Origin of the sequence: Micromonospora sp. GCM10011542 (assembly GCF_042650685.1) — a bacterium.
In the GTDB taxonomy this organism is placed as follows: domain Bacteria; phylum Actinomycetota; class Actinomycetes; order Mycobacteriales; family Micromonosporaceae; genus Micromonospora.
Genome location: NZ_JBHSBO010000048.1, coordinates 84,313 through 96,925, shown reverse-complemented (window position 1 = coordinate 96,925; position 12,613 = coordinate 84,313). Strand labels below are relative to the sequence as shown.

At 74.6% G+C, this 12,613-nt stretch carries 12 protein-coding genes; 3 read left to right on the top strand and 9 right to left on the bottom strand.

All coding sequences use genetic code 11. The annotated features are described in order from the left end of the window. Positions 1 to 10: 10 nt before the first annotated feature. Both panC and ACFOW4_RS17790 read right to left on the bottom strand, forming a co-directional pair. Positions 11 to 859 carry a pantoate--beta-alanine ligase gene (gene panC, locus ACFOW4_RS17795; protein ID WP_377529058.1) on the bottom strand — a complete coding sequence of 283 codons (849 nt, stop codon included), beginning with the start codon at positions 857 to 859 and terminating at the stop codon, positions 11 to 13. Further along, positions 856 to 1,833: a Rossmann-like and DUF2520 domain-containing protein gene (locus ACFOW4_RS17790; protein ID WP_377529056.1), complete on the bottom strand. Its 978-nt coding sequence runs from the start codon at positions 1,831 to 1,833 to the stop codon at positions 856 to 858. Before ACFOW4_RS17790 ends, panC begins: the two co-directional genes overlap by 4 nt. Positions 1,834 to 2,083: 250 nt before the next feature. Between ACFOW4_RS17790 and ACFOW4_RS17785 the strand changes: the two genes are divergently transcribed. Together ACFOW4_RS17785 and ACFOW4_RS17780 are read left to right on the top strand one after the other, a co-directional pair. Beyond that, positions 2,084 to 3,469, top strand: a complete 1,386-nt coding sequence (locus tag ACFOW4_RS17785) for an SAM-dependent methyltransferase (RefSeq protein WP_377529053.1) — start codon at positions 2,084 to 2,086, stop codon at positions 3,467 to 3,469. Further along, positions 3,466 to 4,653 (top strand): NADH-quinone oxidoreductase subunit D, encoded by a 1,188-nt coding sequence (locus ACFOW4_RS17780; RefSeq protein ID WP_377529051.1) that lies wholly within the window; start codon positions 3,466 to 3,468, stop codon positions 4,651 to 4,653. The genes ACFOW4_RS17785 and ACFOW4_RS17780 overlap by 4 nt, the downstream gene beginning before the upstream one ends. 11 nt (positions 4,654 to 4,664) lie before the next feature. Here the strand turns inward: ACFOW4_RS17780 and ACFOW4_RS17775 are convergent, their stop codons facing one another. From ACFOW4_RS17775 to ACFOW4_RS17760, 4 genes are all read right to left on the bottom strand, one after another. Further along, positions 4,665 to 6,515, bottom strand: a complete 1,851-nt coding sequence (locus tag ACFOW4_RS17775) for a hypothetical protein (protein WP_377529048.1) — start codon at positions 6,513 to 6,515, stop codon at positions 4,665 to 4,667. A gap of 111 nt (positions 6,516 to 6,626) precedes the next feature. Further along, positions 6,627 to 7,631: a glycine betaine ABC transporter substrate-binding protein gene (locus ACFOW4_RS17770; protein ID WP_377529045.1), complete on the bottom strand. Its 1,005-nt coding sequence runs from the start codon at positions 7,629 to 7,631 to the stop codon at positions 6,627 to 6,629. Positions 7,632 to 7,849: 218 nt separating this feature from the next. Beyond that, positions 7,850 to 8,587, bottom strand: a complete 738-nt coding sequence (locus tag ACFOW4_RS17765; protein ID WP_377529044.1) for an ABC transporter permease — start codon at positions 8,585 to 8,587, stop codon at positions 7,850 to 7,852. 55 nt (positions 8,588 to 8,642) lie between these two features. Then, positions 8,643 to 9,329, bottom strand: a complete 687-nt coding sequence (locus ACFOW4_RS17760; RefSeq protein ID WP_377529041.1) for an ABC transporter permease — start codon at positions 9,327 to 9,329, stop codon at positions 8,643 to 8,645. Positions 9,330 to 9,331: 2 nt separating this feature from the next. Here ACFOW4_RS17760 and ACFOW4_RS17755 point away from each other — a divergent pair, with 2 nt between their 5' ends. Next, entirely contained in the window at positions 9,332 to 10,336 is a 1,005-nt protein-coding gene (locus ACFOW4_RS17755; protein WP_377529038.1) for an ABC transporter ATP-binding protein, read from the top strand. A gap of 48 nt (positions 10,337 to 10,384) precedes the next feature. Here the strand turns inward: ACFOW4_RS17755 and ACFOW4_RS17750 are convergent, their stop codons facing one another. The 3 genes from ACFOW4_RS17750 to ACFOW4_RS17740 are packed head-to-tail and all read right to left on the bottom strand — an operon-like array spanning position 10,385 to position 12,518. After that, complete coding sequence (locus ACFOW4_RS17750; protein ID WP_377529035.1) at positions 10,385 to 10,885, bottom strand: hypothetical protein; 501 nt, start codon at positions 10,883 to 10,885, stop codon at positions 10,385 to 10,387. A 56-nt stretch (positions 10,886 to 10,941) separates the two neighbouring features. Continuing rightward, on the bottom strand, positions 10,942 to 11,250 hold the full coding sequence (locus ACFOW4_RS17745; RefSeq protein WP_377529033.1) for a hypothetical protein: 309 nt from the start codon (positions 11,248 to 11,250) through the stop codon (positions 10,942 to 10,944). 53 nt (positions 11,251 to 11,303) lie between these two features. Then, positions 11,304 to 12,518, bottom strand: coding sequence for an ABC transporter permease (locus ACFOW4_RS17740; protein ID WP_377529031.1), 1,215 nt, complete (start codon positions 12,516 to 12,518; stop codon positions 11,304 to 11,306). Positions 12,519 to 12,613 lie beyond the last annotated feature (95 nt).

The window sequence follows — 12,613 nt, the reverse complement described above, 5'->3', positions numbered from 1 at the left end:
GGGGCGGATCTCAGGGACGGGGTGCGAGCCGGATCGCCGCGTTGTCGATCAACCGGGTGCCGCCGACCCAGGCGGCGATCACCAGCCGCGCCGGCCCGGACACCGGTCCCGGCTCCAGCTCCGGATCGGTGAGCACCAGGTAGTCCAGTCGGGCTCCCGGCGTACCCGCGCCGAAAGCGGCGTGCGCGGCGGCCAGCACTGCCCCCGCGTCCCGGCCCGCGTCGGCGGCCTGGGCACCGGCCCGCAGCGCGGCGGAGAGGCTCAGCGCGGCGGCCCGCTCGGACTCGCTCAGGTAGCGGTTGCGGCTGGAGAGCGCCAGCCCGTCCGGCTCGCGGACGGTCGGCACGCCGACCACCTCGACCGGCACGTCCAGGTCCCGTGCCATCCGCCGGACGAGGGTGAGCTGCTGGTAGTCCTTCTCCCCGAAGAACGCCAGGTCGGGTCGGGTCAACTGGAACAGCTTCAGCACCACGGTGAGCACGCCGTGGAAGAAGCCGGGCCGGCTCGCGCCCTCCAGTTCCTCGCCCAGCGGGCCCGGGTCGAGCCGCACCCGGGGTTGGCCGTCCGGGTACATCTCGGTCACGTCGGGGGCGAAGACCAGGTCGGCGCCGGCCCGCCGGCAGACCTCCAGGTCCGCGTCGAGGGTCCGGGGATAGCGGTCGAAGTCCTCGTTCGGCCCGAACTGCAACGGGTTCACGAAGATCGTCACCAACACGTGGTCGGCCCGCTCCCGGGCCGCCCGCAGCAGCGTCTCGTGCCCGGAGTGCAGGGCGCCCATGGTCATCACCACGCCGACGGTGCCCTTCAGCGCGGCGCGCGCCTGAGCCAGCTCGGTGCGGGTGTGCACGAGCTGCGTCATGCCGCCACCTCCCGACCGGTACCCGAGAGCACGCCGAGCAGCGACTCCGCGTCGGCCGGCCGCAACCGGCCGGCGGCGATCGCCCGGTCGGCGGTACGCCGGGCCAGCGCCAGGTACGCGGGCACGGACTCCGGGGCGGCGGCGGCCAGCCGGGCCAGGTGCCGCTCGACCGTGCCGGCGTCACCCCGGGAGACCGGGCCGGTCAGCGCGTCGTCACCGAGCCGCAGCGCGTTCTCCAGGGCCGCGCGCAGCAGCGGCGCGAGCACCTTCTCCGGCCGGGCCACCCCGGCGTCGCGCAGCCGGTCGGCCGCCTCGTTGACCAGTGTCACCAGGTGGTTCGCCCCGTGCGCCAGGGCCGCGTGGTAGAGCGGGCGCTCCCCCTCGGCCACCCACTCCGGCACCCCGCCCAGGTCGGTGACCAGCCGGGCCGCCAACGGGCGCAGCTCGGGCGCGGCGGTCAGCCCGTACGAGATGCCGGCCAGCCGGGTGAGGTCGTCCGGCGTACCGGTGAAGGTCATCGCGGGGTGCAGGGCCAGCGGGCGGGCGCCGAGCGCGGTGGCCGGCGCGAGCACGGCCAGCCCGTGCGCGCCGGACGTGTGCGCGACCACCTGGCCGGGGCGGATCGCGCCCCGGTCGGCGAGATCGGCCACCACGGCGGCCAGCGCGTCGTCCGGCACGGCGATCAGCAGCAGGTCGGCGGCGGCGCGGGCGACCACGTCGACCGGCCTGCGGGGCACCTCGGGCAGCAGCAGGGCGAGCCGGGCGCGGGTGGCACCCGAGCCGCCGGTGACGGCGACCACCCGGTGCCCGGCGGCGGCGAGCGCGGCACCCAGCACGGCGCCGACCCGGCCGGCGCCGACGACGCCGACGGTAAGGAAGCGCGGAGGAGCACTCGGGGCGCCGGTGACGGCGCGATCCCGCGGTACGGCGGCCCCGCGCGGGGCGGCCGGACGCGGGCGCAACGGTGCGCTCATGACGACGATCCAGTCCTCGAGAAGGGGTACCGGTCGATCGCAAGTATGCGCCCGGCTTACGGAACCGGGACAAGCATGTGTGAAAACCTTCACCCACCCCCGACAACGGCTCCGGCACTTCGAGATCTTGGCGGGAAAGCGCCCCTGGAGGGGCCGTTTCCTACCAAGATCTGGTGGGCGTCCTGCGGTCGGCTGATCGGGGTGGCCGTAGGGTCGACAGCGTGGCGCATCCTGAACTTTCGACCACCTGATGTCGGTTTCCTGGCGGGACGCGATGCGTCAGGCGCTGTACGGGCCGGACGGCTTCTTCATCGCCGGCGCCGGGCCGGCCGAGCACTTCCGGACCAGCGTGCACGCCACCCCGGCGTTCGCCACCGCACTGCTGCGCCTGATCTCGCAGGTGGACGCGGCCCTCGATCATCCGTCCCGGCTCGACGTGGTCGACGTGGGAGCTGGGCGGGGGGAACTCCTCCAGACCCTGCTCGGGCTCGTGCTCGCACAGGGCAGCGCCGGGCTCGCGGGCACGCACCCCGGCGCCGGGCTCGCGGTGGGGGTTTCCGGGGAGCCCACCCGCTCCGGGCGGTCAGGCTTGATCCCTCCGCGGGCGGGCTCCCCGGAAACCCTGACCTCCACGGCCGCCGCCCGTCCGTCGGTCGACGATCCGTCGTCGGGTGCCGTTCGTCCGTCGCTCGCGGAACGCGTGCGGTTCACGGCGGTGGAGCTGGCCGCTCGACCCGAGCACCTGCCTCAGGAGATCGAGTGGGTGTCCGAGATTCCCGGCGGGATCAACGGGGTGCTGCTGGCGACGGAGTGGTTGGACAACGTTCCGCTGGACGTGGCGGTGCACACCGGGGACGGCTGGCGGTACCTGCTGGTCGAGCCCGAAAGTGGTGCCGAGACGGTTGGTGAGCTGGTCAACCGGGATGATCTTGACTGGCTGACGACGTGGTGGCCCCCGAACGTCCCCGATGCGGACAGTGACCCGAATCTGGCGGCGGCCTGGAATGACGTGAGCAGCGGAAGCGGGTCGGGTTTCCGGGCAGCCCGGCCGGCGGAGGGATCAAGCCTGACCGCCCGGAGCCGGCCGGGCTGCCCGGAAACCCCCCACAGCGACCACCCGGCTGCCTCGGACGACAGCAGCCCGACCCATGGCGACCACTCGGAAGCGCACGGGGCGCGTGCCGAGATTGGGAGAGCGCGGGACGAGGCGTGGGCGGACGCGGTGCGGAAGGTCAGGCGCGGGCTGGCGGTGGCGGTGGACTACGGGCACCTGCGGGAGAGCCGGCCCGTTGACGGGACGTTGACCGGGTACCGGGGTGGGCGGCAGGTGCCGGCCGCTCCGGACGGGTCGTGTGACGTGACCGCGCACGTCGCCATGGACGCGGTCGCCTCCGCTGGAGCAGCGGTCGCCCGGTGCGCGTACTCCCTTATGTCGCAGCGGGAGGCGCTGCGGGCGCTCGGGGCCGACGGCGGGCGACCGCCGCTGAGCCTGGCCGGCACCGACCCGGCGGGGTACGTGCGGGCGCTGGCCGCCGCGTCGGCGGTGGCCGAGCTGACCGACCCGGCCGGCCTCGGCGGGCACTGGTGGCTGCGCCAACCGGTCGGCATACCGCTCGTGCCGGCCGTGGCACGATGACGGGCATGACCACCGACGCCGGGGACCTTCGTGAGCTGACCGTCGGTACCGGGGCTGGCCTGGTCGCCGGCACCGGCGGGCAGCAGCTCGGCACCGATATGGTGCTCAACATCGGTCCGCAGCACCCGTCCACGCACGGTGTGCTGCGGCTGAAGCTGGTGCTCGACGGGGAACGGGTGGTCGCCTGCGAACCGATCGTCGGCTACATGCACCGGGGCGCGGAGAAGCTGTTCGAGGTACGCGACTACCGGCAGATCATCGTGCTGGCCAACCGGCACGACTGGCTGTCAGCGTTCTCCAACGAGCTGGGCGTGGTGCTCGCCGTGGAGCGGCTGATGGGCATGGAGGTGCCCGAGCGGGCCACCTGGCTGCGGATGGCCCTCGCGGAGCTGAACCGGGTGCTCAACCACCTGATGTTCCTCGGCTCGTACCCGCTGGAGATCGGCGCGATCACCCCGGTCTTCTACGCCTTCCGGGAGCGGGAGACCATCCAGGCGGTGATGGAGGAGGTCTCCGGCGGCCGGATCCACTACATGTTCAACCGGGTCGGGGGGCTGAAGGAGGAGGTGCCGTACGGCTGGACCGGCCGGGCACGGGCCGCGATCGGTGAGGTACGCCGGCGGCTGCCCGATCTCGACCACCTGATCCGGCGCAACGAGATCTTCCTGGCCCGCACGGTCGGGGTGGGCGTACTCTCCGCCGCGGACGCCGCGGCGTTCGGCGCCTCCGGGCCGGTCGCCCGGGCCTCCGGGCTCGACCTCGACCTGCGCCGCGACGAGCCCTACCTGGCCTACGACGAGCTGGACGTGCCGGTGGTCACCCGCACCGCCGGGGACTGCCATGCCCGCTTCGAGGTGCTGCTGGACCAGGTGTACGCCTCACTCGACCTGGCCGAGCAGTGCCTGGACCGGGTGGACCGGCTGACCGGGCCGATCAACACCCGGCTGCCCAAGGTGCTCAAGGCTCCGGAGGGGCACACCTACGCCTGGACCGAGAATCCGCTGGGCATCAACGGCTACTACCTGGTCTCGCGGGGCGAGAAGACGCCGTGGCGGTTGAAGCTGCGCACCGCGTCGTACGCCAACGTGCAGGCGCTTGCCACTCTGCTCCCCGGCTGCCTGGTGCCGGACCTGATCGCCATCCTCGGTTCGATGTTCTTCGTGGTCGGCGACATCGACAAGTAGCGCCGGCGAGGTCAGCGCCAGCGGTCGTCGGCGGGGGCGCCTCCGGCGCGCGGCACGTCGTCCTGCGGCGGGTACCCGTACCGCTGTTCGGCCCGGCGCCGGCCGGTCCGCTCCGGCTCCGGCTCGGGCTGGTGGCTCCGCTGGCGCGGCGGACGCCACTCCTGGGGCACCGGCACGCCACCCACCGGCAGCGCCGGACGGTCCGCCGGGTCGGGACGGCCGGCCCGCCAGCCGTCGTCACCGTTCCGGTCGTACCGGCCCGGGGCCTCCTCGCGGTGGTACGCCCCGTCGCGGTACCGGTCGTCGCGGCGCGGCGGCTCGTCGCGGCGCGGCTCGTCGCGGCGGACGGTGGCCCAGCGGTCCGCCACCCGGTACTCGGTGCCGGTGGCGTCGGCGTGCACCTCGGCCCGCCGCTCACCGACCCGCAGTTCCCGGCCGTGCTCGTCGTCGCGCACGGCCGCCCACCGGTCACCGGCCCGCATCTGCGACCAGTACTCGCCGGTGTCGTCCGGTCGCGGGGCCGATCCGGGCTGCACCGGCGGGGCCACCGCGTGACCGGCCGCCCCGCGCTGCTCGGGCCGGCTCCGATCGGCACGGCGGTCCTCGGGGGCCGCCCACGATCCCCGGGCCGACCTGTCCGGTTCGCGTTCCGGCCAGCCGGGCTCGTCGGGCTGCCCGTACGCGTCGCGTGCACCGGTCCACTCCGGCTCGTCGTGGCGGTCGGTCCAACCGGGCCCGTCGCCATCGCCGTCGGCGACCCGACTCGACCCGTCCCGCACGCCGGCCCAACCGGGCTCACCGCGCCGGTCGGGCTGCGCATTCCAGGAGCGGCCGTCGCCAGCGTGGGGCCGGTCGTCGACGTCGGCGCGGGCGGACCAGGGCCGGTCCTCCGGCTCGTCCCACGGGCGGTCCGCCGGCCGCGCGCGCTCCTCGGCGCCGCCGCCCCGGGTCCACTCCTGTGCCGGCGGTGTCCACTGGCTCGGGTACCCGCCGCCGTACCGCCCGCTCGACTCCGCCGGCCCACCGTCGACGATCGTGTGTCGGGTGGTGACGTGCACCGTCTCGGTGTGCCGGACCACGCCGACCGGTCGGTGCACCGGCTCCGGGCGGTCCTGCTCCCGCGGGCGGGGCACCGAGCCGTACGCGGCCGCCGGGCGATCCGCGCCGTATCCGGCCGCCGCGGCCGGCCGGTCCGCGCCGTACGCCGGCTGCTCCACGTCGAGGTCGACGGCCCCCCGCTGGTACGACGACCCTTCGTCGTCCGCGTGCTCGGCCCAGCGCGCCGGGACCTCCTCCGGCACCGACACCCGGCCGCGACCGGCCGGCAGGTCGTTCCCACCCGGGACCTGGCCCCGACCGGCCGGGGTCTCGGCCGGCACCCGGCTGCGGCCGGCCGGGGCGGCGTCCACCGGCTCGACGGTCGGCACCCGTGCCCGGCCGGCACCCGGCTGCTCGGCGGCGCCGGTCGGGGCGGCCCCGGCGAGGGCGGCGCTGCTGGCCTCGAGGCGACGACGCACCGCGGCGACCGCCTCCTGCGCCCGTTGGGCCTGGTCGAGCGCCTGGTTGCCGCGCTGGGCGGCGGCCACGATCTCCCCGCGCAGCTCCCGCCGCAGCTCCTCGATCTCGTCCAGCAGCTCGTCGGACCGTGCCGCCGCCGCGTCGCCGTCCGGGCGCAGCGCGATGGAGAGGCCGATCAGCACCACGGCCAGGATGGCGAGCACCGCCGCGAAGCGCAGCGGCCCGTTGCCGTCGGCGACCAGCAGGATCAGCGCTGCCACCGGGGCGAGGGCCACGCCCACCCAGAAGAGCACGGTCAGCAGCGGCGGTTGACGCCTGGCGTCGGGGGTGACCGGGGCTGGCATGGCTGTGCAGCCTACCGACGATCCCGGCACAGCGGAACGGTGGCCGATCCCGATGCGCGACGCCCCCGACCCGGTGCGGGTCGGGGCGTCGTCAGTGCGCCACGGCGTGGCTCAGCTGGTGGCGAACGCGCTGTCCGAGGAGAAGATCAGGCCCGCGCTGATGGTGCCGGTGCGCAGCCCGTTCTTGGTCAGCGGCCCGCCCTGGTCGAGCGAGGAGAACGAACCCACCGAGAGGCCGTACGTCTTCTCCAGGCCCGGCTTGCAGAACGCCCGCTGCTGGCACTCCGGCGGGCCACCGAGCACGGTCGCCTTGCCGGAGCACTTCGCGGCCAGCTCGGAGAGGGTCCGCACGCCGTACTTGTCGGCGAACGCCTGGGTGACCGCGAACGCGTTCTGGTCCTGCGCGGCGGCGGGGGCACCGAAGGTGATGCCCACCTTGTCGCCCTCGGCCCGCAGCGCCGTCACGGTCTTGTCCACGTCGGGAGAGGAGACCGGCGGGGGGTTGGCGCCGTTGAGCTTGGTGTTGAGGAACTCGGCCATGGTGGCGGCGTACTCCGGAACCACCTGGATCTCGCCCTTCTCCAGGGCCGGCTCGTAGAGCTCGCGGTTGCCGATCTGCTGCACCTTGACCTGGTAGCCGGCCGCGGTGAGCACGATCCGGTACAGCTCGCCCAGCGTCTGGCTCTCGCTGAAGTTGCCGGCGCCGACCACGATCTGGCCGCCCGGACCCTTGGCGATGCCGGCGGTGAGGTTGTTGGCGCTGGCGAACTCCTCAGCCGCCACCTTCGGCGTCTTGCGGTCGTCGTTGACGGCCTTGTTGAGCAGGATCAACTTCGGCGTGTCGAGCATGGTGGAGACCTTGTCCAGCGCGGCGATCAGCTGCGGGTTGGCCGCCTTGCTGTTGACCCCGGGGATGACGTTGTCGGCGTTCTGGAGTTTCTTGTCGTCCTGCAGCGCGATGAGCTGCTGACCGGCGACCGGGGCGCACCCGGCGCCGGAGGCGCCCTGCTGGGGTCCGTCGGTGCCGGACGAGCCCTCGTCACCGCACCCGGTCAGGAGGCCCGCCGCGGCGACGGCGCCGATCGCGCCGATGGCCAGACGTGTACGTGCGCGCATGTGCCCGCCTTCCGTGTCCCGGCGCGACCCGTCCCGGGCCGGCCGCGTGTCCGACGAGCGATCCTGACTGTCGGTCGCCCGCGAATACCCACCCAACATCTTCCGGAACCGACCGACAACCCGGGATGGGCTTCGTCACCGCATCGTCACCGATCGGCCGCCCAGCGACCGCCGGCTCACCGCGCGCTCACCCGGACGGGTCAGGCACCGGGGGTGGGTCAGGCCCGACCGGTCGCGTCGGCGGGCCGGGCACGCCCGGCGCGCTGCCGGCCACGGCGCAGCGGACGGGGGGTGACCAGCCGTTCGACGCCGCCCAGGATCAGCTCGGCCAGCAGCGCCAGCCCGGCCACCAGCACGCCGCCCGCGACGATCTGGCCCCCGCCGACCGCGATGCTCAGGCCGAACCCCAGCCGGATGATCTCGCCGAGGCCACCGCCGTTGACGAACGAGGCCAGCGCCGCGGTCGCGATCACCTGCACGGCCGCGGTCCGGAAGCCGGCGGCCAGGTAGGGCACCGCGAGCGGCAGCTCCACCCGGCGCAGCAACTGGGCGCCGGACAGACCCATCCCGCGGGCCGCGTCCCGGGCCTCCGGGTCCACCTGGCGTACGCCGGTGTAGGCGTTGGCCAGCAACGGTGGAAGGGCGAACACGGCCAACGCCACCACCACCGGCGTCCGGCCGAAGCCGAGGAAGGTCAGCGGCAGGATGGTGAGCAGCGCCAGCGTGGGGATGGCCAGGGTGGCGTTGGAGACCAGCACGACCAGGCTCCCGCCGCGACCGGTGTGCCCCAGCCACAGCCCGAGCGGCCAGGCCACCAGGCAGCCGAGCGCCACCGCCGCCGCCGAGATCTCCAGGTGCTCGCCGAGCCGGTCCAGGATGCCGCCGGGGTTGGTCCAGTTCAGCGGGTCGTTGAGCCAGAGCACCGCCTGGCGTATCGGGCTCTCCGCGGCGCTCACCGGACCGCCTTCGTTCGCGACTGCGGGGCTCGCAACCCCGGCTCACTCCTCGCGCTCACCGGACCGCCCGGGCGGACCAGGGGGTGAGCAGCCGGGCGACCAGGACCAGCAGCAGGTCCAGCAGGACCGCGAGCGCGACGCTCAGCAACGTGCCGGTCATGATCTCGGCCTTGTAGAGGTTGTTCTGGAAGCCCGCGAAGATCAGCTGCCCGAGGCCGCCGTGGCCGACCAGCACGCCCACCGTCACCAGCGCCACCGTGGACACGGTGGCCAGCCGCAGCCCGGTCAGGATGCCCGGCACCGCCAGCGGCAGGTCGATCCGGAACAGCCGCCCCCAACGGCCGTACCCCATCCCCTCGGCGGCGTCGCGCACCTCCGGCGGCACCTGGTTGAGCCCGGCCACCACGTTGCGGGTGATCAGCAGCAGCGCGTAGAGCACCAGGCCGACCAGCACCGTCGTCGTGCCGGTGCCCAGGTAGGGCGCGATGAACGCGAAGAGGGCCAGCGACGGGATGGTGTAGAACACGCCGGTGAGGCCCAGGATCGGGCCGGCCAGCGGACGGAACCAGTACGCCGCCACGGAGAGCGGCAGGGCGATCAGGGCGGCGATCAGCACCGCGCGACCGGTCAGCGAGGCGTGTTCCCGCACGGCGGCGAGGATCGTGTCAGAGTTGTCCCGCACGTACTGCCAGGAGAACCAGGGATTACCCGGGTCGGCCCGGTAGCTCAGGCGGAAGGACATACGTGGACGTTACCCCGGAGGCCGCCGGCGTGGCCGCACCCCCACGCGCGGCGCCGATCTCCCTGCAGGGCATCGGCAAGCGGTACCCGGACGGCACCGAAGCCGTCCGGGAGCTGAGCCTGGAGGTGCGGGCCGGCGAACTGGTGGTGCTGATCGGCCCGTCCGGCAGCGGCAAGTCGACAGTGCTCCGCATGATCAACCGGCTGATCGAGCCCACCGGCGGCCGGATCCTGCTCGGCGACGAGGACGTCACCGAGGTCGACCCGGTGCGGCTGCGCCGCCGGATCGGCTACGTGATCCAGAACGTCGGGCTCTTTCCACACCAGACCGTCCGGGCGAACGTGGCCACCGTGCCCGGCCTGCTCGGCTGGCAGCGCAACCGGATCCGGGACCGGGTCGACGAGCTGCTCGAACTGGTGGGGCTGGACCCGGCGCAGTTCGGCGGCCGGTACCCGCACGAACTCTCCGGTGGGCAGCGGCAGCGGGTGGGCGTGGCCCGGGCGCTCGCCGCCGACCCGGTGGTGCTGCTGATGGACGAGCCGTTCTCGGCCGTCGACCCGGTCGTCCGGGGCCGCCTGCAGGAGGAGTTCCTGCGCCTGCAGGCCGAGGTCCGTAAGACGATCGTGCTGGTCACCCACGACCTGGACGAGGCGGTCCGGCTCGGTGACCGGATCGCGCTGCTGTCCCAGGGTGGGCACCTGGAGCAGTACAACACCCCGGCGGCCCTGCTCGGCGCTCCGGCCACCCCGTTCGTGCGGGAGTTCGTCGGCGCGGACCGGGGCATCCGCCGCCTGGTGGTCACCCCGCTCGACCGGGAGGCGCTGGAGCCGGTGCCCGGCGACGGTCAGCCGGACCTGCCGGCGGTGCCACTGGACGGCTCGGCGTACGACGCGCTGGCGGTGCTGCTCACCTCGGGACGCGACCGGGTCGTGGTCACCGACGGGGGCCGACCGGTCGGTGCGCTCAGCCGGCAGCGCCTGCTCGACCTCGGCCACCCGCCGCGGTGACCGGCCGGCCCGGTCTGGTCCGGCCTGACCGGCGGTGCGGTCCGCCGGTCAGGCCCGTCCGCCCAGGCTGGCGGTGCCGATGATCCACCCCGCGAGGAAGCCGTAGCCGGCGCCGGTGCTGGCGTCCTCCAACGCCCGCAGCACCGACGGGTCCGGGCCGAGCAGCGCCGCCAGCACCGCGGCAAGCCCCCCGGCCAGCACGTACGCGGCCCAACCGGAGAAGAACTGGCTGACCGAACCCTGCACCCGGGCCACCTGGGTGGCTGGCAGCACGTACAGCAGGACCACCGCGAGGATCACCAGCAGGATCGCCCGCAGGTCGGCGGCGAGCAGCCCGCCGGCCACCCCGTCCCCGTCCGTCCGCCAGGCCGGCCAGGCGAGCAGCCGCAGGAACCAGCCGCCGGCCGACTCCGGGTCGGTGTGCGACTCGGCCCAGCCCACATACATGGGGCTGCCGCAGATGCCGACCAGCAGGAGCACGGCGAGCGCGCCGGTGCCGGCGGCGGTCCCGTAGCGGCTGACCGGGCCGGTGCGGTGGAGAAGCGCCATGATCCGCCCAGTTCCCGACCCGGCGGGGCGGGCAAACCTGGACGGGGTCGGCCGTTTCAGTGCTTCATCAGGTAGTCGATGAAGGCGGCCCGCAGCACCGGTGCCACATCCTCGTACCCGTGCCCGGTCAGCTCCCGCCACAGCGCGTTGGCCTCGTCGATGATCGGGCCGATCGAGTTCGGTGCGCCGTCCAGCACTGCAGCCTCGTCCGCGTTCGGCAGGTGCCGCAGCACCGACCAGTAGAAACCCACGTCGCGGTGCTCGCGGGCCCGGGCGAACGCCCGCTCTCGCAGCTCCTCGGTGGACAGCGCGTCGAGCTCCTCGAACGTGTGGCCGCCGGGGGAGGCGGCAGGTGTGTCGGTCATGCCGCCGAGCCTATCCGCCGAGATCAGCGCCGGTCGGGCGGACACCACACGGCTCACCGGCCCCCGTCGTCCCACCGGCTCGGGCCGTTCTCCCACCGGGGAGCCTGCCACGGGTCGGCCGGCTGCTCGGTCGGGGGCGTCGGCAGCACCGGCGGCCAGTCCTGCACCGGCTGCGGGCGCGGCACCGTCCATCCCGTGCTGATCACGCCGTCGCCCACCGGCTCGAGCCGGTCGGTGTGCGCCACGCCGGGCCGTCCGAACCGCTCGACCAGCCGGGTGACCAGCAGCCCGACGCCGAGTGCCGCCCCGCCGACGGTCCAGTTGCCGACCGTCCAACCACGCACCCTGGCGTACGCCAGGAAGACGGTCACCAGGCTGACCGCCAGCAGAGTGCCGAGGATCCCGCCGCGGCGGCCGTACGCGCTGGTGCCGGCGAGCAGGGCCACACCGATCGCCAGCACGGTCCAGTCCAACCCGGTGGCGGGGGTCACCGGCCCGGGGCCGTTGGCCGCGAGCAGCACCCCGGCGAGCGTGGCCAGCACGGTCGAGCCGACCAGCCCGCCGGCGGTCACCACGGCGGCGACCACTCCCCGACGGCGGGCCGGGTCACCCACCGGCCGGTACCGGCCGACCAGCCGACGGACCGCCCGGATCGCGCCGAACAGGCCGCCGAGGACCGCCACGGCGGCGAACCCCGCGAACAGGTAGCCGGCGCTGCGTCGGGGGTCGTAGTCACCCTGCACCAGCACCGGCGCCGACCGGCGTTCGATGTACACCACCACCGCGGCCGCGCCCGCCAGGCTGGCCGCCCAACCCGGTACGTGCAGCACCACCACGGCCAGCGCCAGGGCCAGTCCGCCGACGGCGGCGACGACGACGGCGTGGCCGACGGCGGCGGGCAGCCCCCGGTCACCCTGCTCGGCGTAGTGCAGTGCGGCGGCCACCGCCACCGGCCCGACGGCCAGGTTCGGTGCCGCCGTACGCAGGCTCATGCCGGCGGCGAGGGCGAGCAATCCGAGCGCGACCACGTCGACCAGCAGCGTGCGCAGGTTGGCGCCGCGCAGCGCGTCCTGGTCGGCTCGCCAGAGCAGCCAGCCGACGGCGGCGAGGCCGGCCAGCAGCAGCGCCTCCCACACCACGTGCACGCCCACCCGGTCCCGGCCGGGCTCACCGTGCACGGGGTCGTCGAAGACGTTCTCCAGGACGGCAGCGGGCACCCCGGACGAGGGCGCCACCGACCGCTCCCGGCCCGCTTCGTCGTACCCCATGACCCGCCTCCCCAGGTGGCCGGCCGCTTCCGTCCCGGCACGCGGGCGGACCGACGGCGGCCGTTGCTCTCCGATCGCAGGCACCGTACCCGCGC

What these genes read in the sequence shown, in the direction of transcription:
- panC (WP_377529058.1), bottom strand. Translation starts at nt 859, where the DNA reads ATGACGCAGCTCGTGCACACCCGCACCGAGCTGGCTCAGGCGCGCGCC.
- ACFOW4_RS17790 (WP_377529056.1), bottom strand. Translation starts at nt 1,833, where the DNA reads ATGAGCGCACCGTTGCGCCCGCGTCCGGCCGCCCCGCGCGGGGCCGCC.
- ACFOW4_RS17785 (WP_377529053.1), top strand. Translation starts at nt 2,084, where the DNA reads ATGTCGGTTTCCTGGCGGGACGCGATGCGTCAGGCGCTGTACGGGCCG.
- ACFOW4_RS17780 (WP_377529051.1), top strand. Translation starts at nt 3,466, where the DNA reads ATGACGGGCATGACCACCGACGCCGGGGACCTTCGTGAGCTGACCGTC.
- ACFOW4_RS17775 (WP_377529048.1), bottom strand. Translation starts at nt 6,515, where the DNA reads ATGCCAGCCCCGGTCACCCCCGACGCCAGGCGTCAACCGCCGCTGCTG.
- ACFOW4_RS17770 (WP_377529045.1), bottom strand. Translation starts at nt 7,631, where the DNA reads ATGCGCGCACGTACACGTCTGGCCATCGGCGCGATCGGCGCCGTCGCC.
- ACFOW4_RS17760 (WP_377529041.1), bottom strand. Translation starts at nt 9,329, where the DNA reads ATGTCCTTCCGCCTGAGCTACCGGGCCGACCCGGGTAATCCCTGGTTC.
- ACFOW4_RS17750 (WP_377529035.1), bottom strand. Translation starts at nt 10,885, where the DNA reads ATGGCGCTTCTCCACCGCACCGGCCCGGTCAGCCGCTACGGGACCGCC.
- ACFOW4_RS17745 (WP_377529033.1), bottom strand. Translation starts at nt 11,250, where the DNA reads ATGACCGACACACCTGCCGCCTCCCCCGGCGGCCACACGTTCGAGGAG.
- ACFOW4_RS17740 (WP_377529031.1), bottom strand. Translation starts at nt 12,518, where the DNA reads ATGGGGTACGACGAAGCGGGCCGGGAGCGGTCGGTGGCGCCCTCGTCC.